Raw genomic sequence first — 26,867 nt, forward strand, 5'->3', positions numbered from 1 at the left:
TTAGCCACCAAATATAATGCGACGACCAGAGAAAACCGCAGTCACCAAAATACACACTTTAATAAAGCCGAATATCCAATCAAAATTCACATAATCATCAAAATCTTGATTATCGTAATAGGGCAAAGGCAAAGAGAAACTAGGGCGGCTAGCATTGGATAAATCTAAGTTAAACATACCAACAATGCCATCAAGCACCGTATCTTTCATACCTGCCAAATGCTCAGAGGCCATACCACCCAAACCATCAGGATAACCAGATTCATAAAAGCCCGTACACGAATCAGATTCAATACACGTACCACCAACACCAGCGCCCGAAGTATCCGTATTAGCAACCCCATCCAAGAAATCAGAAATACCGGATACATCCTCCGCAATGCCATCCATTGAACCAGCAATAGAACCCACATCCTCACCAAGCGCATTAATAGAGTTATTTGTCCGATTTACCGCGGTAGTAATATCTGCGTTAGCTTGCTGAATTAATGCCTTTGTTTTTTCATAAATCACATTATCGTTTTTCTGTTGCTCCTGCGTGGTTTGTGCGTTTTTCACAATAGAAGCATTAAGCACTTTTAATTCATTGCGAATATCCACACTTGCCTGATTTACATCACCGTTTAACGTATGGAGTGAATCATTAATATCCGCATTCATTCCCTTAATAGCCGATAAAACCGCAGTATCTGTTTCTGGCGTCGTTTCTGGGTCTTCCACATCAGGCTTTTCAACATCGTCAGGATTTGGATTAGGCAGAGGCGTACTGTCACTATCTGGCAAAGGGCTAGGGTCCTCAATATCGCCGCCCGTTGGGTCATCAGGGTCATGATTGGGGTCTTCTGGGTTAACAGGTGGCGGAGATGTAGGAGAATCGCCCCAGAAAGCCTCGTTACTTGAACACTCATTACCATTAAAGGCAAATGTACCGGAACAAGATGAGTCAGGACCGATTGAGCCATTATCTAAGCCCACGCAAACCGATACACCAGAACGGCCCAATTCACAACGAGTACCACCAGAACCACCATAACAAGCACCAGTAGGAGAGCTCCCATAAATGTATGGATGCCAATTCAAAGTACGAGTTTCACCAATATCCTTGTAATACTGACAAGCTGTTTTACATGTACCGTCTCCATTTTCCCCAAAGTCACATTGTGGCTTTTCACAGAACGGCTCCCATGATTCAGTTTCATCACTACAAGAAAAAGAGAACTCATTGCCTTGCGCTTCACATTCATTACGAGCATTTAATATTTCTTCGAGCGTTGATTCACGCTCACAATAAGGAGGAGGAGGCGCACCACATTGACCAGTTTCTGGATTCACTACCGTCCCATCTGGACAACTGTCCGTCACTTGATTGTAGAAAACCCACTGAGCATTACTAGCGCTGTATTGAATGCGAACAACAGAGCCATTATCAGAGGTAGAGCGTATTTGATACTTACCCGTGTACTTGCCAATAGGACACGTTTTTAACCAGTCCAACGAATAGCGTTGATACTCATTAACAGGACAACCGGAAACATTAACACCATACGCTTTAGTATGAACGTAAACGATTTTATCCGCATAAGCACTAAACGAAACACTGAATAAAACGATTAATGCTGCAATGCTTTGTTTAAAGCTCATAAGAAACTCCTATTAAAAAAGGGGCAAGCTCTTTCTCATGTTCAGTTAACTCCTATTTAAAAGGGCTCGCCCTTTTCTCATGTTCAGTTAACTCCTATTAAAAAAGGGTGGAGCTCTTTCCCATGTTAAGTTAACTCCTATTAAAAAAGGGGCGAGCCCTTTCTGATGTTAAGTTAACTCCTATTAAAAAAGGGGCCGCAGCCCCTACTCATTTAAGTTTTTAGCAGCCACAAAACCCGCAAGGCCGCCAAGTAGGGCAAACACTATTAATTGCAAATCATGCAGCGCTATTAACATAAAATACCTTATGCAGAACGAACCGCACGTTTAGCCAATTGGATGCCTTTAAATGCCATAGCGATACCGATGATTGCGATACCCGCAGCCGTTACTTTTGCCGCAATACCTGCGAAGTCGATAGAAGCCCAAATATCACTGCCCTCAGTTGCAAAAGCAGGTGAAGCTAGAAGTGGAGCCGATGCAACGATACAAGCGTTGCGGAACTTAGTAGTTAGTTTCATAAAATGTACCTTATAGAATGTTTACTAATTTAAGCGCGATTTTTATCGCATACGTAGAAGCAAAACCCACAGCAAAGACAGCAGCAAAGCCGCCAATAAAGTACGATGTTGCCTCGATACTGGTTATCTGTGTGTAACTAATCATGTAGTCATATTCCGCCGCGGTAATGGCAACAAAGCCACCCTCACAAGCCGTTTGAGACATATCAGCAACAACCGCTAAAAAACCTTGAGCGTTGGGCATTACACAAGTAGGCATAATCAATCACACACAAAAAATTTATTTCATTGAATCAGCAAAATGCTTTTTAATATCGGCATCCACTGGAATTAACTCGCCAACAATATCTTTTAACGGGTCGGCAGGGTCAGGAATCAATTTAAGCTCATAGTGCTTGTAAGGAACAAACGCCCCAGAAGAAATTAGACGCTCAGCGTATCCGGCCTCTAATTGGCGCAACTTAACACCGCGGCTTTTTTCAAAGTCAGAGACTGAATCATAAAAACCAACACCAGACACTTTGATTGAATCATTTTCAAAATCCGTTACCGGACGACCAATATACAATTCAAAATTCATTGAACCCGAGTTTTTAAAAACGGACTTCTTAATACCATGAATAAAAAAGCTCATGCGTTTTTCCTTATAAACTATTAACTAATTGTGAGTGCATAGGCGTGAACGAAAGTTTTGATTCCGACCGTATTAACGCGCCGACCACCTTTTCACAATCACCCTTATGCAGTTGGAATAAACTGTTTACTGTACGACCATATTGACGACGAGCCCAATAAGTGGCTTTTAATACGTCACATTTGATGCGCTTTTTAGCTTTATGAATAATTGACTTCTTATCGACTTTCTTTGAAAACAAAGAGGCCGCATAGTCATTAATTCCGGCGTAATAGCCCTCAATATCAAGAAGAATATCAACCGAGACTTTTTTTAATTCCACCTCGCTGCGATACCAAACGAAATCATCCTTTTCAATTTTTTGCTGTATCTTCTTATTGTATATACGCCAATACACCAAAGACTGACGTGAACCAATTTCACGCGCCTCAGAATAGAAAACCTTGTTTCCTTTGGCGTCCAAATGCCAACGGTCAGCATTGTGGTATTTAGGAGAAATGCCGCGAGAACGCTTAAAGGCATCATCTAAAAAGGCGAGGTCAACATGCTCACAAGTGTGAATCCCGTCGAAATCATCGAACGCCAAATCACAACGAGTTAACAAGGTTACGTTGAGAACATTGGCGAGCCAGTGGTGAACGTAACGGCGAGAACGGCGCATAAACAAATGCTTGCAACCATCACCAGAAATTTGAAAGTGAATCGTGTCATTGTTACCGCCAACACCAACACGACCTAAATAATCGGATGAATCCACCGGATGAAGCGCAAATGAATCATCGTAAAACTGAAATTTGTTTCCAGTCATTGAGCCAGCTGTAAAACCAAGCACTTTAGTGATAAACACCAACACGCAACGCTCTAAGTAATCAACATACACTTTACGGCGATAAGCGCGAATCGCATCGGCTTCTTTAGGTGTTTTGGCTTTCATTGGTTCAAACACTGGCTCTTTTGGGAAAGGGATACCAGAGAACAGGCCGGATTTGGTGCAGTAACGGAAATCCGCCAATTTAACCGTAAAGGCAAGATGGTCAATGATAACAGCAGAGTTTAGGTATTCAGATTCAGAATCAATATTGGTTTTTTCTTTGTAAATCAATTCTGGATTGATGCGAGCCGCTTTTTTAAGGTAAGCCGTTGGCTTGTGCGTGCGAAAGTTAGAGTAAGCAACACGCTCATGCTTATCTTCAAGACCAAGGGCTTTCTGGTTAACAACACCAGAGCGACAGAAAGGACAAACGCAGACGAATGGCGAAGTGTAAACCTGACCGCAATCAGTACACGCAAATTCACGCATCGCGATAGGTTCAATTTGCACTTCAGACATAACAACCACCTTGACCAGTTGAGAGAGTGACCGCCAAAGCCACACCGTAGGAGTCAAGGCCATACGGCCCAACCAAGGCGGTCGAATACGTTAATTTACATATAGTAAATATGTTAATTCACACATCGTCAATACGCAGATTTACGTGTTAATGCGCTATGATAAGGAAAAGACAGGACAAAAAGAGGTGTAACAAATGTACTCAAGCAAGCTGTTAGATGCCTATAAAGAGCAAATGAACTATGTTCAATATAAGCAAATCGCCCATGACTTGGGTGTAAGCCCTCAAATGCTCACAGACATAAGAAAAGGAAGAAACTTCCTTAAAGAAAATCAAATACTTATGTTAGCCGAGGCCGTAGGCGAAGACAAAGAAAAGGCTTTAGTAGGTTTAGCGCTAGATAAGGCGAAAACTTATGAAGCTCACGCAATTTGGTCAGACATTGCAAAAAAGTTTAACGGGCTAGGTTTAACAAGCATTTCAATGACTTGCACAGCTTTTATGGTCAGCATGGACGCGCATTTTAACAAGGTATCCGAGTTCGCATTATGTTGGCTTATGTTGAATAAAGTGTGATTGTATTCGTAATCTACAATACTTTGGGCTCCTATCCCTCTCAGATTTTAAAATCAGACGGATTTTATTAGCATCATTAAACATAATCGTTATTTACCATAAAATAGCTAATATCGATCTATCAATCTGCGATTGCTTGATCTTCCATTAGCCAATGTCTATTCAGAGATTGGCTTTCTCATTTGTAAATTAAAGCTCTTTAAGTCATCTCGATTCGTTTTTTTGCTTTGTAGCGATAAATGCACTTTTTTCTATGTTGCACTCAGTTCATCAGCTCGAGTGACGAAAAGATTAAGACGTAAAAAAGCGCCAAATTATGGCGCTCTTATAAACGTTGGTCATCTTGCTCAGTTTAACCGCCAGCAAGTTTTACCGTCATTCCTTTTTTCTCTAAGTGTGCTTTGATTTTGTCACGAGCATCACCTTGAATTTCGATAGTGCCATCTTTAACTGAACCACCACAACCACAAACTTTCTTAAGCTCGGCAGCCAGTAATTTTAAAGGCGCATCATCAAGATCTAATCCAGTGACAATACAAACGCCTTTACCTTTACGGCCTTTCGTTTGGCGTTGGATTCGGACAATGCCGTCGCCTTTAGGACGTTCGACTTTCTCTTCTTCTGGTTTGATTCGACCAGTTTCTGTTGAATATACGAGTGTCATAGATTTACTTCTTTTGTTGCTGTGCTTGAGCTTGCATCGCTTTTTGCTTTGCAATCAAATAAGCTTCGATATGGCGTTGAATAGCAGTTTTCCCACCTTTTATCAACTTGCCATTGAACATACAGTACCAAGCGTTCGGTTCGCCAGTATCGTTCTTTATCGTGTAGCCATTAAAAACTTCAGACAGTGGATTTGCGGCACTTTGCTTTCGTTGTCCTAAAGATGAAAACTCTTTTGGATCAATAATCGATGCCGTGTCACACCACCAATCTATACTCTTTTTTACCGCCGCTAAACTACCTTGTAAAACGTGGTTTTTGATTTTAACTCTCCAAACGCTGCCGTCGGAACCGCTAGATTGGAGGTTATAGCCTCTATAATTAGAAATTGCCATACCACTGAACTTTCTTTCAATACGTTGTTTAAATAATAATCGTAGCTAAGCATTATTCAAATCGCGCATTCGATGTAAGCGACAGAATAATGCTCAGTTGAGTTTATATTTACCACAAAATGTATGAAGCTAACGTTAGCTAGATTGCACTCTTAATACAACTTTCCAAGAACTCATGGAATTTGTGGCCATTGTTTTGAAGCATCTTAGGAAACATCGAAATCGGCGTCATCCCTGGGAATGTGTTCACCTCATTTAAATAGATTTCACCATCTTCAGTCAGGAAGAAATCAATTCGTGAAAGATGACGCAGATTCATCTGAGTAAATACAGTTTTTGATGCGTCCAAAATTGCTTGAGATTGAGTGTCAGTGAGGCCTTTTGCTTCAACTTCGGTTAATGAATGGCTTGAACTGCTGTATTTTTCATCGTATGAGTAAAACGCTCCGTCTGGTGCGATAACTTCACCAGGCTTAGTAATGTAAAGTTGGCCATCCATTTCATAAGCTGCAACTTCCAGTTCACGAGGTTTTACTGCTTTTTCTACAAGCACTTGCTCTGAATAGCCAAATGCATCGTTCACCGCACGAGAAATATCACTCTTTTCAGTTACACTGTAACATCCAACGGATGAGCCTTGTCTTGCCGCTTTGATGAACACTTTACCCCATTTATCAAACGCTGCTAATGCTTGTTGATGGGATTGCTCATCATTACGAGTTAAGAAGAGATATGGTGTATTGGGAATACCGATTGCATCATACCAAAGCTTAGAGGTTATTTTGTTGAAGCTATTACTGCTTGCTTCAGGTCCACAGCCTAGGTAAGGAATGCCTGCAATCTCAAACATGGATTGGATATCACCAGTCTCACCAGGAAAACCGTGAATGCACGGTACGATGAAATCAATCGTCAGATTTAAGTTGTCAGAGCACAATTGCTTGGAGTTTAAATCTAGGTAAACCAATTCACCTTGGTTAGTCACCCAACCTTCATTTTTGATTTCGACGCGTGTAACATTGAAATTTTCAATGAGGTTTAATTGCTGCTCTACAAAGTTTGCTGATAGCAGAGAGATCTCGTGCTCTGATGAGCCGCCGCCACAAAGTAGAAGAATATTTTTAATCATGAATCAATCTTTCCGTGATTTCCAAAAGATACTGTTCAGTATGATAAACTTTTGCGTGATAACGTACAGTAATTTTACTGTTAGAAACACTGTTCGGGTAGGAAGTGAACAAAAAATAAGGGAGCTATTTAAGCTCCCTTTTTCGAATTCTAATTCAGCTTGTTAAGTGTTGGATACGCTGAATTTTTAATGGCATCGATGCTCTTTACAAATGGCTTGAGCTGTTGGAATTGCTCAGGTAAACGCATGATGGCCTGTTTTGCTTCTGCGCTTGTAGCGTAGTCTCCATAAAGAACAGAGAACCATTTAGTCCCATTAACAATTTTGTAGTTTTCCCAAATTGGTTGGTCATTTTGTGGCAACTGACGTGCAAATTGGTCGACTTTTGCTTGGCTACCCACGGCAACAACTTGGATTGTATAACCAAAACGTTGGATCGCTGCTTGCTGTTCGCTTGGGGGCACAATCTGTACTGGTTTTGCTTGCTCTTTTGGAGGCTGTACCGCTGCATTACTTTGTTCAGGCTTTGGCGTCGTCTCAACATAAGTCGGCTTGACGTCTTCTTCTACTACATTGTCGGTCGACATGACTGGTTTTGATATGGCTTGAGATTGGTAATCTTCTCGGTAGCTTTCTGTGCTAACGTCTGTGATGTAAGTTTCCGATGCACAAGCCGAAAGCAGTACCGTTAAACCAATGATTGAGATTTTTTTCATGAAGTAACAAAAGCTCTGAGTAAATATTACAATAAATCATGCCGATAGCCGGCTATTTTATCAAGCACCAAAGACAATAATCTTCAATTTTGATGTGATGAGTGGCACAAACTCCACATGGTTGGTTTAGATTTGCGCAATTGTCTGAGCCAACCATATTTAAAGAGCAACATATTCCGTTATCATGGCGTAAACGACAGTCCAAAAAATGAGCATTTCGTCGGCAAGGAGTCACTATGAATAAACTGCAAAAACTGTTCAAACCTAACTCTGTTGCCGTTATTGGCGCCTCACCTAAAGCGCTCCGTGCCGGTCATATCGTCATGCGGAATTTACTTCAATCTGGGTTTGGTGGTGCGATTATGCCGGTGACGCCAAAATATAAAACCGTATCTGGCGTTATCGCCTATCCGAGCATTGCAGCTCTGCCCTACACGCCTGATATTGCGATTCTCTGTACAAATGTTTCTCGTAATCAACAATTACTGAAAGAGTTAGACGAAAGAGGCACTGAATTTGCGATTGTTATATCCGATGATGCAGAAGATCTTGAGCTATCCGCCCTATCAATTCGTGTATTAGGGCCAAATAGTTTAGGTATCATTTTACCGTGGCAACAATTCAATTGCTCTTTTTCTCCTGTGGCGGCTAAACCAGGGAAAATTGCTTTTGTTTCTCAATCCTCTTCTGTATGTACAACCGTACTCGATTGGGCAAACGATAAAAACATCGGCTTTTCCGCTTTTATCTCTATCGGACAAGGGCAAGATATTGATTTCGCCGAACTGCTTGATTATTTGAGTATGGATGCAAAAACAGAATCAATCTTATTGTATGTTGAATCGATCAAAGACGCTCGTCGATTTATGTCTGCAGCTCGAGCGGCATCTCGCAATCGCCGCATTTTAGTACTAAAAGCGGGTTGCTCGCCTGAAGCTCAGGCTCTTGGGAGCCCAGAGATAGATACGCTTGATATCATCTATGATTCCGCCATTCGTCGTACTGGTATGTTAAGAGTAAAAAATACTCATGAACTGTTTGCCGCCGTTGAAACACTCACTCACTCTGTCCCACTTCGTGGTGAGCGTCTCGCCATAGTGACAAATGGTGGTGGACCTGCTGTCATGGCGATAGACGCTCTACTAGAACGAGGCGGAAAATTGGCTGTTTTGGATGACGAAGCGATTGAACAATTGAAATCAGCCCTACCAGCTAATTGGCAAGGTGTAAATCCGATTGACTTAGGCGGCGATGCAACAAAAGAACGCTATGTTCGAGCCATTACCACCTTGATGAATAATGACTGTGCGGATGCCATTTTGATTATGCATAGTCCATCCGCAGTATCCGATTCAACGGACACTGCAAACGCCGTGATTGAAGCCATCAAAGCTCATCCGAGGCACAAGCATTTTAACATTCTGAGTAATTGGTCTGGTGAACAAACATCGCGGGATGCTCGACTCGCGTTTACTCTGTCTGGTATACCAACCTATCGAACCCCTGAAAGCGCTGCGGTTGCCTACATGCACTTAGTTGAGTACAGGAGAAACCAAAAGCAATTAATGCAGACTCCAACCACGGCAGAACCGCTTCATACCGCAAGTGTTGATAGCGCTAAAAATTGGATTAAAGAACAATTACTGGACAAAAAAACAGTATCGTTAGATACCCATCAAAATAGTCCGTTATTTGAACAGTTTGGCTTTAATATTCTCCCTACTTGGATTGCTTCAGAAGTATCCGAAGTTGTTCATATGGCTGAAAACATTGGTTATCCTGTCGCTGTTAAATTGCGTTCACCAGACATTCCACATAAATCGGATGTTCATGGTGTTGCGCTTAACCTACGCAATAGCCAAGAAGTCTCGAGTGCCGCTCAAGCCATTCTTGATACGGCGAAGTTAAGCTACCCCCAGGCCAATTTGCAAGGCTTACTCGTTCAAGGTATGGCTAAGCTTGGCAGTGCCGAAGAGCTGCGAGTTAGTATTAAAGTCGACAAGGTGTTTGGCCCGGTTATACTAATAGGACAAGGCGGTTCAGATTGGAATATCATGGAAGATGCCGTTGCGGCATTACCACCTTTAAATATGGCACTTGCACGTTATTTGATTGTGATTGCACTTAAGTCTGGAAAGATCCGTCTACAAAGAAACAAAGAGACGTTTAATATTGATGAGTTTTCTAAGTTTCTTGTACGTATTTCACAAATGGCGGTAGAGTTACCAGAAATACAGAAGCTGGATATCCATCCAGTACTTGTGTCAGGCAGTGATTTAAGTATTGTCGATGCAGATATTACCTTGTCTGAGTATGATGGTGATGCACAACAGCGCCTTGCGATACGTCCATTTCCGGCAGAGTTTGTAGAAACGGTTACCTTACGTGATGGCCAGCCTATTCTACTGAGGCCGATTCTCCCAGAAGATGAACCTATTCACGCTCAATTTATTAATAGCGTATCAAAAGAAGATCTGTATAACCGATTTTTTTCAGATGTTGGTGAGTTCAATCATGAAGCCTTGGCAAACTTAACACAGATTGATTATGACCGCGAAATGGCATTTGTTGCGGTGGCATTTGATGATAATGGCCCATCCATTATTGGTGTTTCGCGTGCATTAATTACGCCGGATAACAGCGACGCGGAATTTGCGATATTGGTTCGTTCGGATCTAAAAGGCAAAGGACTTGGTAAAGTTCTGATGCAAAAAATCATCAGTTACTGCAAAATTAAAGGTACTGCGCAGATGTCCGGGATGACGATGCCAACGAATCGTGGGATGCTGTCATTAGCACAAAGTTTGGGGTTTGAACTGGATGTACAATTTAGTGACGGGACCGCAGATATGGTGTTACCGCTAAATTAAACATCTTCGTCCTGCCTCTTATGAACGAATATTGGCAAGCGAGCTGAAGTTGATAAGTTGATAGTTTCCTATCTTTTAAGTCTTTGAGTGCTCAGCAATGGACGCCTTAGAAGCGTCCATTGGTTTAGCTTGGCGCGTGCTTTTAGCTTTTGGTGTTAATGCGAGTTGATAAAGTGACATCATCACTTTAGTGCCCAGTTTTTCTTTAAATACTGTACACACCAAGACTTCGCCTCGCCCATGGTGTTTCTTCGCCAAGCCATAATAATGTCCAATGAATGGTCTTCTGTTCCATCAATACGCTTTAACTCTCCACGATCAATGAATTCCTGTGCAACTTGACTTGGTAAAGTGCCAATACCAAGGCCGGATACAAGCGCTTCCACTTTTGCATGGAAGTTCGTTACGGTAAGTCTTGGCTGTTTTTGAGTGATATTCATGGTTAGCGCATGTTGTTCCCTCGCAGTATCAGCAATCGCAATCACGCGGTACTTCTCTCGAGCCGCTTCATCGAATTCACCGTTTCGTTTGTGAACGTAATGATCGCTACCCGCAACCCAGATCATGGACATTTTTCCAATTCGTTCTGCTTTTACATCCTGTGGCAACGCATCTAAAGCGGGACAAATAAGTAAATCGGCACGTCCACTATTTAACGACTCCCAACTGCCCGCTAGGATTTCTTCTTGTAGCCGAACACGCGTTGTACTGACGTCTGATAATGCTTCTACCATAGGAAAGAAGTTCTTAATTGGAATGATGCCATCAAACGCAACGGTAAGGTCTAGCTCCCAGCCATTCGCAAGCAAAGTCGCATCGGCGACCAGTTTCTCACTTGCTTGCAATATGGCTCTACCGCGCTCCAGAATGAGTTTTCCTGCTTTTGTAAAATGTGCTTTGTGCCCAGAACGATCGAAAATCATGATATCCAGATCTTGCTCGAGCTTTTGAATTTGATAGCTAAGTGAAGATGGGGCTCTATCTAACTCATTGGCGGCGGAGGCAAAGCTGCCCCGTCGGTCAATCGCATCTAAGATATGAAGTGCTTCTAAAGTAATCGGGCTCTGCATGTAACCCCTCCATGCTGTGATGTATGTCGCGATACTAAATTTCTGTGAACATATGAAAAATCATTAAAAACAATATAACAGATTGATAAGTAAAGACTACTACATCATTTAGGTTACATTACCAATGATAATTTAAGTGATAATGATAGCAATTATCATTCAAATAAATTAAACTCGCCGCGTTTGTGTTTACCTACCATGGACCTAAGGTATTGAAATCAATGTATAATAAATCCGTATTAACCACTTCTATTTTGTTAGCCATCTCACAAGGTGCATATGCAGAGGAACATTCCACGTTTAACGAAGTGGTTGTATCTGCCACTCGTACTAATCAAACAATGGATACTGTTGCTGCATCTGTTGCTGTTATCTCAGAGCTAGACCTTGAAGATAACATGGTTAAAGATCTTAATGATGTATTCGAATACACACCCGGCGTGACAGTGAATGGAACTCAACGACAAGGTGTTCAGAGTATCAATATTCGAGGCATGGAAGGAAAACGCGTCAAGATTCTCGTGGATGGAGCTTCCCAACCTGGTGTTTTTGACGGTGGTCCATACTCTTTCATCAATTCAAGTGCCGTCACGGTCGATCCTGACATGCTAAAAAGTGTTGAGATCGTAAAAGGTGCTGCATCCAGTCTTCACGGAAGCGATGCTATCGGCGGTGTCGTAGCATTTGAAACCAAAGACCCTAGCGACTTCTTGAAAGACGGTAAAGACTTTGGTGGCCAAGCTAAACTTTCCTACTCTTCTGAAGACAATTCTTTTAGCGAACATATTGCAGTCGCAAAGCGCTTTGACAGTTTAGAGGCGCTTGTGGCGTATACCCGCCGTGATGGCTCTGAGCTACAAAACTTTTCCAAAGCACCGTACGACAATTATTCGGTTAAGTCACAAGATTATTACAAGAACGATCTTTTGATTAAACTGCAATCCCAGTTAAATGAGGATCACCGTCTAGAGTTTTTGGGGGAAGTCATTTATAACCAGACTGATTCTGATATTGCGAGTACATCATACAAAAACTTTAATGCGGAAGATTCAACCAAGCAAAATCGTCTTGGTCTTAAACACATTTGGTTTGCGGATCAGGCTTTTGCTGACAGCATTTCGTCTAATTTAACGTGGACGAGTAAAGAAGAAAATGGGGTAACTCATCGATTCAAAGAAGCAAGCCCAGGTTTCCCCCCTTATGTTCCGCCTAGTGGTGATAACCAACAGAAGAAAGACTACGAATATACTGAAGATAAAATCGAATTTGAAACTCAGCTAGATAAAGAGATTCAAAATCATTACTTAGTCTATGGTCTGTCTTACAAACACAGTGACATCAGCAATTCGAATCGCGAGTTTAACTCAGATCCTAATACGCCAGATAAAGTTTACGTATACACACCAGACGCAAAAGAAGAAAGCTTTGGGCTATTCTTGCAAGACGAGATAGCCTTGCTTGACGATAAGCTCATTTTGACTCCGGGGGTTCGTTACGATTACTTCTCTACTGACCCATCAGACACATCAGACGAAGCCTTTGAAAAGTTCAGTGATTCTGCTTTTACTGGTCGATTAGGGGCGACGTACAAGTTGTCTCAACCTGGAACGATATTTGCTCAAGTTAGTCAAGGTTTCCGTGCGCCATCCTTTGACGAACTTTACTATACCTATGATAACCCGGGACACGGTTATACTAACCGCCCTAACCCAAATCTGGAGTCTGAGAAGAGTTTATCGTATGAGTTAGGTTATCGTCATAATACGGCAGTATCTGCAACGGAAGTGGCGTTCTACTACAGTGATTACACGGATTTTATTGAGCAAACGTCTTCGGATAATAGTGGTTTAACCGAATACACATTTATCAACATTAGCGAAGCAACGATTAAAGGTGTTGAGCTTTCCAACAGCCTAGATTGGCATGCTATTGCTAGCTTGCCTAAAGGTATGACTACACGCCTAGCGGCAGCATATACTGAAGGTGAAGATGGCGAAGGTAATCCGCTAAACAGTGTTAATCCTTGGAATGCCGTTGCCGCTGTCAACTACGATTCACCGAATGACCTGTGGGGAACGAGCCTAAAAGTGAACTACACGGCGAAAAAGTCGAGCAGCGACATTAATTCGGATAGTGATAACGGCGGAATAAAGGATCAAGTAGCATTGCCATCGGCAACCGTTGTTGATTTAACGGCGTATTATAAACCAATGAAAGATTTGACTGTTCGTGCAGGTGTGATGAACTTGACCAACGAAGAATACCATTTGTGGAACGATGTTCGTGGTGAGACTGAGCTAAGCCGAGATAAAACGCAGGCAGAGCGCAACTACAACATTAGTGTCAAATACGAATTTTAAGTGTTACAAATACTAAAAAGCCAGCTTAATGCTGGCTTTTTTTGTGCGCTTTCATTTCAAAAATGTTAAGAAAAGTATGGAAAATGAAAGTTTATTGTTTTGCCATCTCTTTTTTCACCATAACTGCTGCTGCAACGATGAAAGCGATGATTAAACCAAGCTCCATGAACGACCCCAATAGCTGAAAGTAAATTTACGACTCGAATTATAAGTCGCCTGTAGTCTAGCAGTTCTATTGATAGACGCTACCTTTTAACCAGAACTTTACTTATTTTTCCGATTTAGATCAAAAAAGGCGCTAATACGCGCCTTTTGTAATGATTTTGTAAAACCTAAAGTTTTAAACGTTTGGATAGCCTTGAGGGTTATTTGACTGCCAGCGCCAAGTATCACTTGTCATTTCTTCCAGCGTACGTGTCGCTTTCCACTCCAGCTCATTCATCGCTTTCGATGGATCCGCCCAACATTCAGCGATATCACCAGGGCGACGTTCCACCAGCTGATAAGGTACAGGTTGGCCGCATGCTTGCTCAAACGCTTTAACCATTTCTAATACGCTGTAGCCGTTACCAGTCCCTAGATTGAAAATGTGTAGACCTGCTTTCGTCCCAACTTTGTCTAGTGCAGCAACGTGACCATCAGATAAGTCCATGACATGAATGTAGTCACGTACACCAGTACCATCTTTGGTTGCATAATCACTGCCGAACACCGATAAAAACTCACGACGTCCCACCGCAACTTGAGAGATAAATGGCATCAAGTTATTTGGAATACCTTGCGGGTCCTCACCTAATTCACCCGTTGGATGCGAACCTACCGGGTTAAAATAGCGAAGTAATGTAATACTCCAGTCAGGATTTGCTTTTTGGAAATCCGTTAGACACTCTTCCACCATAAGTTTACTGCGACCATAAGGATTGGTTGCACTCGTCGGAAAATCCTCAGTGATTGGCACTGAGGCTGGATCGCCATAAACGGTTGCTGAAGAACTAAATACCATTGATTTAACCCCAGCTTCACGCATAGCATCGACTAATACAAGCGTACCGTTTACGTTATTATCATAGTATTCAAGAGGCTTAGCGACTGACTCTCCTACCGCTTTTAGACCAGCAAAGTGGATAACAGCGTCAATGCCGTGCGTTTTCATCGCTTCAACGAGTGCCGCTTTATCACGAATGTCTGCCTGAATAAACGTTGGCTTGGTGCCGCACACTTTTTCTATACGTTCTAGGACGGTTGGTTTACTGTTATACAGGTTATCTAAAATCACTGGCGTCATTCCAGCTTCAATCATTTGAATGCATGTATGGCTGCCGATATAGCCCATACCACCTGTAACAAGTACTTTCATTTATTTATTCCTTTTGATCGAATCAAAATAGTGTATCGGTTTAACGTCGATTTTTAAACTGTCTGATCGGATTCACATCCGATCACGATAATTTGGCCTTTTCCAGCTTTCTTTGCTTGATACATCGCGGTATCGGCGCTTTTTAATATTGTCGTTGGGTCTCTTTCATCAATGCTGACAAGTTTTGCTCCAATACTCACACCAACAGCCATTGATGCTCCTCGATATGAGATAGGTTGGCAAATGACATCAAGCAATCGTTTAGCAATGCGAGTGACTTCTTCCGAATTGATAGATTTCACGATCATCACAAATTCATCACCTGCTAACCTTGCGCTTAAATCACCGTAGCGTGACACGTCATTCATACGACTTGCGACCTGCTTTAACACTTCATCGCCAGCATCATGACCGTAACTGTCATTGATTCCTTTAAAACCATCAAGATCTAAATAAAGAACTGCAAACTCATCTCGCAAGTAAGACGACATCGTTACCAACTTATCAAGTTCCAAGTGAAACTTGGTTCGATTAGCAAGTCCAGTTAACTCATCGTGATGAGTGAGATATTCTAATCGTTCCATTTCTTTCGCATTCGATAAGTCGGTAAGAATAATCACAAGATCGTATGCATTCTTATCTTCGCTTCTTGCGATACGGTTTACTTTGACAAACATTGGGATGAGCACGCCATTGTGATTTTTTTCAATCATTTCGCCTTGCCACATACCGTAATTATCGATGGATTCTACAATGGTCGGCATGATGAATTCGAGTCGTTTCCATGGGATCATTTTCATGAAAGATCGACCAACCAGCTGGTCCGCCTCTCCAATAAACTTAGTGACGGCCGGATTTGCCATTGTAATAATGCCTTTATTATTGAGGACAATGAGTCCATCTTGGCTGTGCTCAAAAACACGCCCTGCAACACGTTGGCGATTAATGGCTTCTTCGACCTCTGTGATATCTTGAATAGTAAACAGCAAATATCCCTGTTTTGTTAAACGACGACTCGAGAGGCTAAGTTGCTGTTCTGTATTCTCACTTTCGATATGAATGTCATCGTATTCCAACCCTCTAGATAAAAGAAGGCTCATCTGAATCGGCGGCTTTAATTTGATGAAATGACAGATATTCTGATCGCCTAGATTATTTCTATCAATATCAAACAATTTCTGTGCCAACCAATTACAACGAATGATGCGGCCACTATTATCAGTGATGACCAGTGCGTTAGGAATGGTGTCAAATAAATCGAGAGCAAATAGGCTTTGCTGCTCTAGTGTTTCTAACCGTGCTTGTAATTGCTTTTCTTTGTTTTGCTGTTTACCAGCCGTCAAATTAAACAGCGATAAAGTACGACTGAGTTCATCGCAGTCCTTAGGTTCCGGCTTACTTTTAATGTCGAAACCATCAGAAAAATCTTGTAATGACCGATTCAACCGAGCAATTGGTCGCATGATTTTTCGTTCAATACAAAAATATAGCGCCCCACTAACTGCAATTAACAAGATCGTAAAGAGCGGTATTTTAGACCCGCTATCAATTATCGCATTCATTACTAAATCTTTAGATAAAGTAAGATGAACCGTGCCTAGTCGTTCTTCTTGATAAATAATCGGTTCAAATATGGACCAGTACTGCTCTGTCACTTCGCCGATGTATTGGTGAATTCTTATCGTGGTTTTGCTGAGTGTATCAGACGGATCCGCGCTCTCATGAGTCAAAGAGACAATGGGATGATTTCCCTTGTTATACAGTTTAACGCTCGATACATTAGGCTGTGTAAGGAAAGGTTTAAACAGACGATGAACTTCTTGCTTGTCGTTAGATACGAGTGCCGATGTGATAGATTGCGCGTGTTCGTTTATGTGTGATTGAACGTGCACAGACAATGAGTTTTTTATTGATTCATTGGTAGCGTGAAATGTGTACACTTGATTAGCAACAAAGACGAACGCCATTGAAACGAAAATTGGCCATATTAGCTTTGTTCTTAAAGACATATGTTTCCTTGTTGCACAGTGATCATACAAAAAAGTATGGCTATGCAAGCTATCTCATTGGTAAGGGGTTAGATTAACATGAGACAGAGTGAAATGAAGCTTAAATTCTCATTAATGGGAATGTAATTGCATGATTTTGTATAATTTTCGTCACATATCAAACTAGCAAATACGTATTCATCTTGAAGAAAGCGACATACACCAGTTTGCCAGTACAAATAATGAGCTTTATCACTGAAATGCATCCCCTTTTCTTGCATGTTAATTATGGGATCAACAGCAGAACTAATTTATGCCACTGAATAAACAACAACTAACATTGAATTGCGATATGGGCGAAAGTTTTGGCGCTTGGAAAATGGGCGCAGATGACAAGGTCATGCCATATATTGACATGGCCAACATTGCATGTGGATTCCATGCATCCGATCCTCATGTTATGCACGATACGATTGCGTTAGCAAATCAAAATGACGTAGAAATTGGTGCTCACCCTAGTTACCCCGATTTGCAAGGATTCGGGCGTCGAAGCATTAAAATGAGTAACGATGACATAACCAATATGATTATCTATCAAGTTGGGGCTTTACAGGCACTTTGTCGCGCTCAATACACAGATATTGGCTATGTAAAACCTCATGGTGCGTTATACAACGACATGATGATGAATGACTCGGTTTTTCGTGCGGTGGTTAAAGCGGTTGCTCTATTTAAAGTTCCGTTAATGATTCTTGCCTCTCAAGAAAACGATAGATATTTAGAAATCGCAGATGACTTTGATGTCCCTTTGTTATTTGAAGCATTCGCAGATCGACTGTATCAGGATGATGGCTTATTAACGCCTAGAAGCCAGCCTAATGCTGTACTAAGCAGTGAACATGCTATTTTGGAGCAAGTAAAAATGCTTGCTGAATCAGGGCGAGTCAAAACAGCCTCTGGTAAGTACATTCTTCTAGAAGCTGATACTATTTGTGTGCACGGAGATAACGATGACGCAATTGCGCTAATCCAAAGTATTCGTAGGAACTTATATACCGGGGGAAGTTAATGAAACAAGGGCAGTTTTCTATCTCACTTATCTCTGAATGCAGTATTTTCGTTCGGTTTGATGAAAGTGTATCGATTGAGCATGTTGGTGAGCTTGCGCATCAGATAAACGACACGTTCAGTACGTGCATCATGAATGTAACCCCTGCTTATCGGACCGTTTTAATTGATTACCTGCCTTTCAGAGTTTCTGAACATCAACTTCTTACCCAACTGCAACAATTACTCCAAGCGTTTGATGTTCAGTCTTTAGACAATAAACAGCCTAATTATGTCTCTATTCCTGTTTACTATGCGGAAGAAACGGCTCTAGATATCAAGCGCTATATTGATAAAGGGATAACGCTCGATTTCCTTATTGAAGCTCATACCAAGCCTGTTTACACCGTTTCCGCGATTGGGTTCTCACCTGGTTTTGCTTTTCTTTCTAACGTCGAAGCCGAGCTACAAATGCCTCGACGTAAAACGCCCAGAACACATGTCCCCGCAGGCAGCGTTGGCATTGCTGATGCCAAAACCGCTGTCTACCCATCAGAAAGCCCTGGGGGATGGAATATCATTGGCCGAAGCCCAATTCATTTTTTTTCTGATAGCCCACCATTTATCCCCTTTGAGGTCGGTGACAAGGTCACGTTTGGTGCAATATCCAAACAAGAATTTATCAATCTGGGGGGAGAACTATGAAGCTCGGTACGTTGTTGGTGAAAAAGCCCGGCCCTCTGTCTTTAGTTCAGGACTTTGGGCGTTTTGGTTTGTCTCATATTGGCGTTACACAAGGTGGTCCCGTTGACGATTACGCTTACAGTTGGTCGAATCATTTACTTTCAAATCCTGTAGGCAGTGCCGTGATTGAAGTAACATTCGGTAATACGAGCTTTCAGGCGTTAGAAGATTGCCATTTGGCAGTTTGTGGTGGTGACTTAAACGCATCAGTGAATGGTAAGCTGATACCGAATTGGTCTGACTTTACCTTGTTACGAGGTCAAACATTGCAATTTGGTTCACCAAAGAACGGATTGCGAGCTTACCTCGCGGTCAGAGGTGGCTTTATTGTTCATTCCCATTTAGGTAGCGTTTCTACCGTGGTACGTGAATCATTAGGTGGTTTAAATCAAAATGGTCTCCCCCTACAAGCTGGAGATAAGCTTTCTTTTCCGGCCCATTCTTTGCCGCGGACGAAACCGCGACAAATGACATTTCGTTTTAAGCCTGACTATAATTTACCGATCACGTTACGTGTTATTGAAAGTTACCAATGTGATGACTTTGACGACGCCGCCAAACACGCCTTTTACTCCTCTTGTTTTGATGTTTCAGTAAATTCTGATCGAATGGGATATCGACTAGAGGGAACGCCTATTGATGTCCCCTACACTCGCATGTTATCTGAGGGTGTCGCATTAGGTGCTATTCAACTTCCAAGCGATGGTAATCCGATCATTTTACTCAATGATCATCAAACCATTGGAGGCTACCCTAAATTGGGCTGCGTTGCGCGTATCGATTTACCAAGGCTAGCACAAGCAAAACCCGGTCAAAAGGTGCGTTTCGTGAAAGGTGATCGAAAAGGCTTACAAGATGTGTGGTGCCAGTGGGCTCAGTTTTTTGGCTATTGAGCCCATTTAAGTAAACCACATCATCGTGGTTTACACGGCTATTGGTTCGGTTCGCTTATGGTGAAGTCATTACATACCGTAACGTATCGCAAGGGCGCTAGGATAGCCACGCTCGTGCGCTAATGACTTAGCGTACTCCTCAACTTCTGCATCACTCCAATGAACAGTGATAGGATGCTGGTCTTCAACGTTGTGGTTTGGTTCAATATCAAACCAACACTTTGCCATCTTCTGAGCCGCTAACAAGGTCGATGAGGCTTTGACGACTTCAATACGAGCGTAGTGATTATCTTCAAACGTAACATCAGCCGCACGTAACACGGGATCGATCCCTGGTATTTGCTGCGCCCCAAACAGTGCTTTGCCGCCTTTCACGGCAGTGTGGTAATTAGGAACAAACTGTGACATATGATGAATGGCGTTGTAGGTGCGTTCTTCTAAGATTTCTTCTCGCCAGCCTTGACGAATTTTAGCGAGTAATCTTGTTGGCAACTGTGGCTGAGCAGAGACCTTAGTGCTACCGACTAAACCATCATCAAACAGTGTAATACCCTTAGTCATCCCGTGTAGCTGGAAATAGCCATCTCCATAAGGCGTTAACTGTGCCATTCCTTTATCCGTACCACGAGGGCCATGGAAAATCACTTCAGGCCATTTTTGATGACACTCTTGCCAGCGAGTAACGTAAGCTGCTTTAAATTCGACAAGACGATCACGCGAAACCCCTACGGAGTCATCCATAAAGCCCGTTTCAAATCCACATGCGTTCACTAGGTAATCACAAGCTAACTTGCACTCCTGATCATCATGTTGATAACTCAGCTGCCAAGAAGAACCATCCCAAAATGCTTTTTTAAGCTCAGCTTGTGTGATGACTTCGACATTCGGGAGTGATGCTAAGGTCATGTTTGCGATGGCGGCTAAACGAAAAACACTCCATCCATATTCTTGAACGGCTACCACCGGGTACTTCAGTGTGTTTAGATCCGCATGCTGGGCGAAAGGAATGCACCACTCATCGATGCTCTGCGGAAACTCAGGTTGGTTTTTTGTCGCTAACTCTTCAAGCTCCTCTTGCGAATACAACTTAAAGTAATGTTCTGGTTCGCCAAGAACTTTGTTTCGCTCGTCACTCTTTACCAGTGACTGATATGCAGATTTGATCACCTCAAGGCGTGGTAATAACGCCATTGGGTCTCCTCCATCCGAATGAGGAACGGCAATAATAGTCGGACGAATGTTCAATGAATTGGGATACAAACGAATTGTATCAATCGATTGAGTAAGTAAATCTAAGCATTGTTGCTCAGAAATTTCACGATATAGGTTGCCACCCGCATGCAAATGACAAATTGGCGGCCCATTAACCAACGAAACGCCTTTCTCAATAACAGACACGCTAAAGCCTAGCTCTGCAAAGTGAATAGCGGCGGTTGAACCTGCAACACCCCCACCTATGATGGCAATGTGTTTATCTTTACGATTTTGAAACTCAGACTTCATGGCTTCACTGAAAGTTTTATAAGGGAAAATCTTTATATTTCCGAATTCTACTCGGGTTTTATCATGATTAAAATCACAAAAAGTTCATGGGATTACACGAGGTACACTCCAACCCTAATATTCTCAATTTGGAACTCAAATTTTCGAAAAAAATGCTTGACGAGGCTATTGGTGAGACGCGTTTTTTAACTTGTGTGAATAACATCTTTCCGCTATCACCCACGGCACAAAGCCTGCGGAAATCCTCCCCATTTGAACCCATCCAGTTATCCATAAAGTTATCCACCGTTTTTGTGGATAACTGGAATAAAACTGTCATGAGGGGGCGCGCTACGTGTTGACTAGCTTTCGTTTAAGTGCTTACTGGCGTTAACAATCTTTTCAGAAGACTCATTACAACGAGTGCAAGTACCGCAAACGTTGCCGTCGGTAAAGCTATCCACAATTCCGGATGAATTTGCGGTTTAAGGTCGAAGCCATACGTCATCACCGCAGCCACACACAACTCAGCGGCCAATGCAGCAACGCCACTGGCAACAAACGCCATAATGCCGTATTCCGCCCACAATGTGGTATTGATTCGTTTTTTGCTCGAACCTAATGTTCGATATAGGCGAATCTCTTGCTGACGTTGAGAAAGGCTTAAACGTAGCAGTGTGAATATCAGTAAGAGTCCTGCTACCACACCCAACAGAGCAAGAATGGTAATGGCAGACACGATCTGTTGGATAAGCGCTTGGATTTTGTCACCCATGGTGCGGATATCGAGTACGGAAACGGTTGGATGCGCGCGCGACATTGAGGTAAGTAGTGCTTCATTATCGTCATTGATTCGGTAACTGATCAAATAAGATCCCGGTAGACTTGCCATAACATCTGATGAAAAGATGAAATAGAAGTTCGGTTTCATATCACGCCATTCCACGTGGCGAATACTGTCTACGGTAGCATCAAAGTTTTGGCTATTAATAACAAATCGCAGCGTGTCGCCGAGTTGGATCTCTAAATCAGAGGCAACTTGCGCTTCCACGGAAACACTCGCCTTATTGCTCCAATCCCCCTCGAGTATGTCATTGTACTCGGGTAACGTATCGCCCCAAGTAAGGTTCAGCTCTCTTCGAATGGCATCTGATCCACCACCAGCAAACTCCATCTCTTTGACGTTTTGACCGTTAATTTCCGCGAGTCGACCTCTAATGATTGGAAATGCTTGTGACCTTGTCACGCCATTGGCATCAAGTGTTTCTAAATAGCTTGCCAATTCATAGTCAGCAATGTTTAACGCAAAAACATTAGGCGCATCGGCAGGAAGTGTTCTTGACCAGTCCGCCAAAATATCGCTACGCACCAACCAGATGATTGACAGTAACATAAGTGAAAGTGACAGAGCACCAAACTGCAATCCACTGGTTACCGGTGTTCTATTTATTCGACTGAGCGCCAATTTCATAGCTGGGCGAGTTGAGATATTTGCGAGAAATTTGGTTATCAACACACTGACAACAGCAAGCAAAACAAATAATGCAGCAATCGCAGCAAGGACAATCCAGACCAAGGTGTTGTTCGCGTATAACACGAGAAGTGGTATCAACGGAACCAACACCAATACCATGTGCTTCCAAGATCGATGACGACTACCTTGTTGCAGCACTTCCAATGCTGGCGTCTTGATAAGACCGAGTAATGGAATCCCTAACGCTGGCACAGTAATTAACAATGCTGAAACCACCGACGTTAAAAATGGAGTGACACCGTAACTAGGTAGTGGATTAGGTAATAATTCCGATAAAGGAATCCTCAACAAATACTCAAGCCCGCTGCCTAACAGAAGCCCAACTGCACTAGCACTCACTAGAAGAATAGACACCTGAATTAAAAGCCATTTCTCTATCCAACGACGACTGGCTCCGAGACTTTTTAACATAGCAATGGTTTGTGTACGGCTGTTCACATAATTCTGGCAAGTTAAAACCAGTGTCGTTGCAGCCATAATAATCACAATCGCGACCGTTAAAGACAGATATTGAGTCGTACGCTCAAATACCTCATTGCTGCGGCTTGCTGTATCTTGAGTTCTCCAACGATCACTTGGTGATAGCTCTGTACTCTCTTGAAGTTGGCTTATCACCCCATCGTCCCCTTTAAGAAAAAGGCGATATTGTACTCGGCTACCAACTTGAATCGCGCCGGTTTTTGCTACGTCGCTTTGGTGAATGTATGCCGATGGCATTTGTTGGAAAGGATTAAAGCTTAGGCCTGGTTCCATCAGAACCGCACCCGACACAGTAAAATCAGCATCACCAATAGTGACAACGTCACCATTATCCACATCAAGTTGAGCCATGATGCGATCATCCAACCAAAGTTGAGACGCTTGAATTGGTCCGGATTCACTGTTTTCTAATACCAATTCCCCCATCAATGGATATTGCTCATCCACTGCTCGAACGGAAATCAGTTGCATCCCCGTATCGCTAAATGCCATCGTAGCAAAGCGCGTCATGGTCGCACGCTCTAATTTGTCTGTTGCTGACAACAATGACTCTGGAATTGGATTCGCGGAAACAAACACCGCGTCGGCGGTCAGTGCATCTTTACCTTGTTTAACGATGACTTGCTCCATGCGCTCTGCGAGTGCTGATAACGCAAAGATACTGGCAATCACCAAAATCAAAGCAACACTGATAGGCCAAAGGTTTCCTTGACGTATTTCACCAAAGCTCCAACGGACCAAGCTCTTATTTGGAGAGTGATTCTGTGTAGGGTTGGCTACGCGCGAATTCGTTTCACTTGAAGAGATCACGGACATGTTACCTCCTCATAGATCTCCCCTGCTTCCATTCGATATACCCGATCACAGCGACTGGCTAAGTGGCGGTCATGTGTTACTAAGATCAACGTTGTTCCGTGTTCTTCATTTAACTCGAACAACAATTCTATGACCTTGTCAGCCGTTTGGTGATCTAAGTTGCCTGTTGGCTCATCAGCAAAAAGCAATTCTGGTTGCGTCATAAATGCGCGGGCAAGTGCTACTCGCTGCTGCTCTCCCCCAGAGAGTTGACTGGGTAAGTGATCCAACCGGTTTTCTAATCCTACGGCCGTCAACAATTGTGTCGCTCTTGCATCATTTTCTGCTTCACCCCGTAATAGGCAAGGAAGAGTGACATTGCGTAAAGCGCTTAAACTCGGGATAAGTAGGAAGCTTTGAAAAACAAAACCCAGGGATTTAGCTCGAATCTTTGCTCTCGCTTCGTCGTCTAATTTAGAAAGCTCATGGCCTAGCAACGTAATTTCGCCAGAGGTCGGTACGTCCAAACCTGCGAGCAAGGTCATTAATGTTGATTTACCGGCTCCTGACGTGCCAACAATGGCAATCTTTTCACCCTTTCTTATGTCAACATTTACATTTTTTAGGATTGTTAATTGCTCTTGATTAGTAGAGACTTGTTTTGAAACCACATTAGCTTGAACAATAGGTGCATTAAGTACAGGTGTTTGCATGATTCGTTTACTTTCCTTAGTTCTTTTTCTTTGCCTTTCCGTTACCGCGTATGCGAACGAAAAGTTACTTGTTTTAGGCGACAGCTTAAGCGCTGGTTATCAAATGCCAATTGAGGAGAGTTGGCCTAGCTTACTCCCTGGTGTGTTGTTAGAACATGGCCAAGATGTAAAAGTTGTAAACGGAAGCATCTCTGGCGACACAACAGGAAATGGGCTAGCTCGTCTTCCACAGCTACTAGAGCAACATACGCCTGATATGGTTTTAATCGAACTCGGTGCAAATGACGGCTTGCGAGGCTTTCCTCCAACACTTATTACGTCGAATCTTTCAAAAATGATTACTCTGATCAAAGATTCTGGTGCCGAAGTCGTCATGATGCAAATTCGTGTTCCACCCAATTACGGCAAACGCTATAGCGACATGTTCTATGATATTTATCCTAAACTGGCTGAGCATCAACAAGTCGCTCTGATGCCATTCTTTCTTGAACATATCATCATAAAACCGGAATGGATGATGGATGACGGCCTGCATCCAAAGCCAGAAGCCCAACCATTCATCGCTGACTTTATTGCTCAAGAATTGCTTAAACATCTCTAATTTTACTGGTCTAGCTCAATAAGTTTTACCAAACTTTACGTTAACCTTATCTGAATCTTATTCACCAAGGTTAGATAATAAAAATGCAAATAGAACCGTTAATTCAAGGTGTTGTCGCTCGTTCAGCACATCCGTATGGGTGCCGAGCTTCCATTAAAGAGCAAATCGACTACGTTAAACAGGCGCCACAGATCAAACAAGGCCCAAAACGAGTGTTGATTATTGGGGCTTCCTCCGGTTTTGGCTTAGCCGCTCGTATTGCCCTTACATTTGGTGGGGCAGAAGCTGACACAATTGGCGTTTCATTTGAAAGAGGGCCATCAGATAAAGGCGTTGGCAGTGCTGGTTGGTACAACAATATTTATTTTAAGGATGAAGCGACTCACCACGGACGAACCGCGATTAATATCATCGGCGATGCTTTTTCGAATTCTGTGCGTACCCAAGTTATCGAAGCCATTGAAACCTACTTTGAGGGTGAAGTAGATTTAGTGATTTATAGCTTAGCGACGGGCGTTCGTCCTAATCCTGATTCTGAAGAGCTTTGGCGTAGTGTTATCAAACCGATTGGTGAATCCGTTACCGGTGCATCCATCATGCTTGAAAACGACCAATGGGTTGAATCCACGCTTAAGCCTGCCACTGAAGACGAAGCAGAAGCGACGATCAAAGTAATGGGCGGTGCTGATTGGGAAAGTTGGATCGACACCTTAATTAATGCTGAATCCCTAGCAGAGGGATGTAAGACGATTGCTTTTTCTTATATGGGGCCAGAAGTTACCCACCCTATCTACCTAGATGGTACTCTTGGGCGTGCTAAGGTAGATTTACACCAAACTAGCCACGCGCTTAACCTCAAATTAGCGAATTTTAATGGCGGAGCATACGCAACCGTATGTAAGGCTCTGGTCACCAAAGCAAGTGTGTTTATCCCTACTTTAACTCCATACTTACTCGCGCTTTATCGCGTTATGAAAGAGAAAGGCACTCATGAGCGATGCATCGAACAAATGCAGCGTTTGTTTACTACTAAACTATACGACGGCCAAAGCAAAGTACCCGTTGATGGTGAACGTTTGATTCGAATTGACGACCTAGAATTGGACCCTGAAGTGCAAAAACAAGTTTCTGAATTACTAGAGCAAATGAATGCGAGTAACTTTAAAGAACTTGGTGATTACGCTGGCTTTAAAGATGAATTTATGAAGCTAAATGGTTTCAATTTTTCAGATATCGATTACTCACAAGACATTTCGTTAAAAACACTAAAAAAACTAAAACCGTAATAAAACCAAACTGCACTCAACATAGTTTTTAGTTATAAAGT

The 26,867-nt window shown here is 42.6% G+C and carries 23 protein-coding genes; 8 read left to right on the forward strand and 15 right to left on the reverse strand.

All coding sequences use genetic code 11. The features are described 5' to 3' along the window. From KHN78_RS16360 to KHN78_RS16380, 5 genes are all read right to left on the reverse strand, one after another. Window positions 1-1,641, reverse strand: coding sequence for a methyl-accepting chemotaxis protein (locus tag KHN78_RS16360; protein WP_211917256.1), 1,641 nt, complete (start codon window positions 1,639-1,641; stop codon window positions 1-3). Between the two features lie 305 nt (window positions 1,642-1,946). After that, window positions 1,947-2,162, reverse strand: coding sequence for a phage coat protein (locus KHN78_RS16365; RefSeq protein WP_211918976.1), 216 nt, complete (start codon window positions 2,160-2,162; stop codon window positions 1,947-1,949). Window positions 2,163-2,172: 10 nt separating this feature from the next. Beyond that, window positions 2,173-2,421, reverse strand: coding sequence for a single-stranded DNA-binding protein (locus tag KHN78_RS16370; protein WP_211917258.1), 249 nt, complete (start codon window positions 2,419-2,421; stop codon window positions 2,173-2,175). A gap of 21 nt (window positions 2,422-2,442) precedes the next feature. Next, window positions 2,443-2,796 (reverse strand): DUF1293 family protein, encoded by a 354-nt coding sequence (locus KHN78_RS16375; protein WP_211917260.1) that lies wholly within the window; start codon window positions 2,794-2,796, stop codon window positions 2,443-2,445. A gap of 10 nt (window positions 2,797-2,806) precedes the next feature. Further along, window positions 2,807-4,126 (reverse strand): replication initiation factor domain-containing protein, encoded by a 1,320-nt coding sequence (locus tag KHN78_RS16380; protein ID WP_211917262.1) that lies wholly within the window; start codon window positions 4,124-4,126, stop codon window positions 2,807-2,809. A 196-nt stretch (window positions 4,127-4,322) separates the two neighbouring features. Between KHN78_RS16380 and KHN78_RS16385 the strand changes: the two genes are divergently transcribed. Next, window positions 4,323-4,703, forward strand: coding sequence for a DUF3693 domain-containing protein (locus tag KHN78_RS16385; protein ID WP_211917264.1), 381 nt, complete (start codon window positions 4,323-4,325; stop codon window positions 4,701-4,703). A gap of 352 nt (window positions 4,704-5,055) precedes the next feature. On the opposite strand, the gene yciH is transcribed toward KHN78_RS16385, so the two are convergent. The 4 genes from yciH to KHN78_RS16405 form a co-directional block, all read right to left on the reverse strand. Continuing rightward, a complete protein-coding gene (gene yciH / locus KHN78_RS16390) occupies window positions 5,056-5,367 on the reverse strand; it encodes a stress response translation initiation inhibitor YciH (protein WP_211917266.1) in 312 nt (103 codons plus the stop codon). 4 nt (window positions 5,368-5,371) lie between these two features. Beyond that, window positions 5,372-5,761 carry a DUF3319 domain-containing protein gene (locus KHN78_RS16395; RefSeq protein ID WP_211917268.1) on the reverse strand — a complete coding sequence of 130 codons (390 nt, stop codon included), beginning with the start codon at window positions 5,759-5,761 and terminating at the stop codon, window positions 5,372-5,374. Between the two features lie 139 nt (window positions 5,762-5,900). Then, a complete protein-coding gene (locus KHN78_RS16400; RefSeq protein ID WP_211917270.1) occupies window positions 5,901-6,890 on the reverse strand; it encodes a D-alanine--D-alanine ligase in 990 nt (329 codons plus the stop codon). A gap of 149 nt (window positions 6,891-7,039) precedes the next feature. After that, window positions 7,040-7,606 (reverse strand): SPOR domain-containing protein, encoded by a 567-nt coding sequence (locus KHN78_RS16405; protein ID WP_128812904.1) that lies wholly within the window; start codon window positions 7,604-7,606, stop codon window positions 7,040-7,042. Window positions 7,607-7,842: 236 nt separating this feature from the next. On the opposite strand from KHN78_RS16405, the gene KHN78_RS16410 reads away from it, so the two are divergent. Continuing rightward, window positions 7,843-10,476, forward strand: a complete 2,634-nt coding sequence (locus KHN78_RS16410; RefSeq protein ID WP_211917272.1) for a bifunctional acetate--CoA ligase family protein/GNAT family N-acetyltransferase — start codon at window positions 7,843-7,845, stop codon at window positions 10,474-10,476. A 182-nt stretch (window positions 10,477-10,658) separates the two neighbouring features. Here the strand turns inward: KHN78_RS16410 and KHN78_RS16415 are convergent, their stop codons facing one another. Next, a complete protein-coding gene (locus KHN78_RS16415) occupies window positions 10,659-11,546 on the reverse strand; it encodes a LysR substrate-binding domain-containing protein (RefSeq protein ID WP_211917274.1) in 888 nt (295 codons plus the stop codon). 221 nt (window positions 11,547-11,767) lie between these two features. Here KHN78_RS16415 and KHN78_RS16420 point away from each other — a divergent pair, with 221 nt between their 5' ends. Then, window positions 11,768-13,906 carry a TonB-dependent hemoglobin/transferrin/lactoferrin family receptor gene (locus KHN78_RS16420; RefSeq protein WP_211917276.1) on the forward strand — a complete coding sequence of 713 codons (2,139 nt, stop codon included), beginning with the start codon at window positions 11,768-11,770 and terminating at the stop codon, window positions 13,904-13,906. A gap of 340 nt (window positions 13,907-14,246) precedes the next feature. Here KHN78_RS16420 and galE read toward each other — a convergent pair whose 3' ends face one another. Together galE and KHN78_RS16430 are read right to left on the reverse strand one after the other, a co-directional pair. Next, window positions 14,247-15,263: a UDP-glucose 4-epimerase GalE gene (gene galE, locus KHN78_RS16425; protein ID WP_211917278.1), complete on the reverse strand. Its 1,017-nt coding sequence runs from the start codon at window positions 15,261-15,263 to the stop codon at window positions 14,247-14,249. Window positions 15,264-15,316: 53 nt separating this feature from the next. Beyond that, window positions 15,317-17,272, reverse strand: a complete 1,956-nt coding sequence (locus KHN78_RS16430) for a diguanylate cyclase domain-containing protein (RefSeq protein WP_211917281.1) — start codon at window positions 17,270-17,272, stop codon at window positions 15,317-15,319. 292 nt (window positions 17,273-17,564) lie between these two features. On the opposite strand from KHN78_RS16430, the gene KHN78_RS16435 reads away from it, so the two are divergent. From KHN78_RS16435 to KHN78_RS16445, 3 genes are read left to right on the forward strand one after another with little or no spacing between them, the layout of a single operon-like run. After that, the gene (locus KHN78_RS16435) at window positions 17,565-18,320 is read left to right on the forward strand and encodes a 5-oxoprolinase subunit PxpA (protein ID WP_211917283.1); all 756 of its coding nucleotides are present in this window, start codon (window positions 17,565-17,567) and stop codon (window positions 18,318-18,320) included. Next, window positions 18,320-19,003 carry a 5-oxoprolinase subunit B family protein gene (locus KHN78_RS16440; RefSeq protein ID WP_211917285.1) on the forward strand — a complete coding sequence of 228 codons (684 nt, stop codon included), beginning with the start codon at window positions 18,320-18,322 and terminating at the stop codon, window positions 19,001-19,003. The genes KHN78_RS16435 and KHN78_RS16440 overlap by 1 nt, the downstream gene beginning before the upstream one ends. Beyond that, entirely contained in the window at window positions 19,000-19,935 is a 936-nt protein-coding gene (locus tag KHN78_RS16445; RefSeq protein WP_211917287.1) for a biotin-dependent carboxyltransferase family protein, read from the forward strand. The genes KHN78_RS16440 and KHN78_RS16445 overlap by 4 nt, the downstream gene beginning before the upstream one ends. Before the next feature lie 69 nt (window positions 19,936-20,004). On the opposite strand, the gene KHN78_RS16450 is transcribed toward KHN78_RS16445, so the two are convergent. From KHN78_RS16450 to KHN78_RS16460, 3 genes are all read right to left on the reverse strand, one after another. Beyond that, window positions 20,005-21,438 (reverse strand): FAD-dependent oxidoreductase, encoded by a 1,434-nt coding sequence (locus KHN78_RS16450; protein ID WP_211917289.1) that lies wholly within the window; start codon window positions 21,436-21,438, stop codon window positions 20,005-20,007. Window positions 21,439-21,790: 352 nt separating this feature from the next. Next, window positions 21,791-24,247: an ABC transporter permease gene (locus KHN78_RS16455; RefSeq protein WP_211917291.1), complete on the reverse strand. Its 2,457-nt coding sequence runs from the start codon at window positions 24,245-24,247 to the stop codon at window positions 21,791-21,793. Continuing rightward, a complete protein-coding gene (locus KHN78_RS16460; RefSeq protein ID WP_211917293.1) occupies window positions 24,238-24,939 on the reverse strand; it encodes an ABC transporter ATP-binding protein in 702 nt (233 codons plus the stop codon). Before KHN78_RS16460 ends, KHN78_RS16455 begins: the two co-directional genes overlap by 10 nt. Here KHN78_RS16460 and tesA point away from each other — a divergent pair. Further along, window positions 24,938-25,540, forward strand: a complete 603-nt coding sequence (tesA, locus tag KHN78_RS16465; protein ID WP_211917295.1) for a multifunctional acyl-CoA thioesterase I/protease I/lysophospholipase L1 — start codon at window positions 24,938-24,940, stop codon at window positions 25,538-25,540. The two genes, KHN78_RS16460 and tesA, sit on opposite strands and share 2 nt — an antisense overlap. An 83-nt stretch (window positions 25,541-25,623) precedes the next feature. Then, window positions 25,624-26,826 (forward strand): enoyl-ACP reductase FabV, encoded by a 1,203-nt coding sequence (fabV, locus tag KHN78_RS16470; RefSeq protein WP_211917297.1) that lies wholly within the window; start codon window positions 25,624-25,626, stop codon window positions 26,824-26,826. The last annotated feature ends 41 nt before the right edge of the window (window positions 26,827-26,867 follow it).

Origin of the sequence: Vibrio sp. B1REV9, assembly GCF_905175395.2 — a bacterium.
Taxonomy (GTDB): Bacteria; Pseudomonadota; Gammaproteobacteria; order Enterobacterales; family Vibrionaceae; genus Vibrio; species Vibrio alfacsensis.

Coding starts and splice junctions, on each gene's coding strand:
- KHN78_RS16370 (WP_211917258.1), bottom strand. CDS start 2,421: ATGCCTACTTGTGTAATGCCCAACGCTCAAGGTTTTTTAGCGGTTGTT.
- KHN78_RS16375 (WP_211917260.1), bottom strand. CDS start 2,796: ATGAGCTTTTTTATTCATGGTATTAAGAAGTCCGTTTTTAAAAACTCG.
- KHN78_RS16420 (WP_211917276.1), top strand. CDS start 11,768: ATGTATAATAAATCCGTATTAACCACTTCTATTTTGTTAGCCATCTCA.
- KHN78_RS16365 (WP_211918976.1), bottom strand. CDS start 2,162: ATGAAACTAACTACTAAGTTCCGCAACGCTTGTATCGTTGCATCGGCT.
- KHN78_RS16430 (WP_211917281.1), bottom strand. CDS start 17,272: ATGTCTTTAAGAACAAAGCTAATATGGCCAATTTTCGTTTCAATGGCG.
- KHN78_RS16380 (WP_211917262.1), bottom strand. CDS start 4,126: ATGTCTGAAGTGCAAATTGAACCTATCGCGATGCGTGAATTTGCGTGT.
- KHN78_RS16405 (WP_128812904.1), bottom strand. CDS start 7,606: ATGAAAAAAATCTCAATCATTGGTTTAACGGTACTGCTTTCGGCTTGT.
- KHN78_RS16395 (WP_211917268.1), bottom strand. CDS start 5,761: ATGGCAATTTCTAATTATAGAGGCTATAACCTCCAATCTAGCGGTTCC.
- KHN78_RS16385 (WP_211917264.1), top strand. CDS start 4,323: ATGTACTCAAGCAAGCTGTTAGATGCCTATAAAGAGCAAATGAACTAT.
- galE (WP_211917278.1), bottom strand. CDS start 15,263: ATGAAAGTACTTGTTACAGGTGGTATGGGCTATATCGGCAGCCATACA.
- KHN78_RS16410 (WP_211917272.1), top strand. CDS start 7,843: ATGAATAAACTGCAAAAACTGTTCAAACCTAACTCTGTTGCCGTTATT.
- KHN78_RS16415 (WP_211917274.1), bottom strand. CDS start 11,546: ATGCAGAGCCCGATTACTTTAGAAGCACTTCATATCTTAGATGCGATT.
- KHN78_RS16400 (WP_211917270.1), bottom strand. CDS start 6,890: ATGATTAAAAATATTCTTCTACTTTGTGGCGGCGGCTCATCAGAGCAC.
- KHN78_RS16440 (WP_211917285.1), top strand. CDS start 18,320: ATGAAACAAGGGCAGTTTTCTATCTCACTTATCTCTGAATGCAGTATT.
- KHN78_RS16450 (WP_211917289.1), bottom strand. CDS start 21,438: ATGAAGTCTGAGTTTCAAAATCGTAAAGATAAACACATTGCCATCATA.
- yciH (WP_211917266.1), bottom strand. CDS start 5,367: ATGACACTCGTATATTCAACAGAAACTGGTCGAATCAAACCAGAAGAA.
- KHN78_RS16360 (WP_211917256.1), bottom strand. CDS start 1,641: ATGAGCTTTAAACAAAGCATTGCAGCATTAATCGTTTTATTCAGTGTT.
- KHN78_RS16460 (WP_211917293.1), bottom strand. CDS start 24,939: ATGCAAACACCTGTACTTAATGCACCTATTGTTCAAGCTAATGTGGTT.
- fabV (WP_211917297.1), top strand. CDS start 25,624: ATGCAAATAGAACCGTTAATTCAAGGTGTTGTCGCTCGTTCAGCACAT.
- KHN78_RS16445 (WP_211917287.1), top strand. CDS start 19,000: ATGAAGCTCGGTACGTTGTTGGTGAAAAAGCCCGGCCCTCTGTCTTTA.
- KHN78_RS16455 (WP_211917291.1), bottom strand. CDS start 24,247: ATGTCCGTGATCTCTTCAAGTGAAACGAATTCGCGCGTAGCCAACCCT.
- tesA (WP_211917295.1), top strand. CDS start 24,938: ATGATTCGTTTACTTTCCTTAGTTCTTTTTCTTTGCCTTTCCGTTACC.
- KHN78_RS16435 (WP_211917283.1), top strand. CDS start 17,565: ATGCCACTGAATAAACAACAACTAACATTGAATTGCGATATGGGCGAA.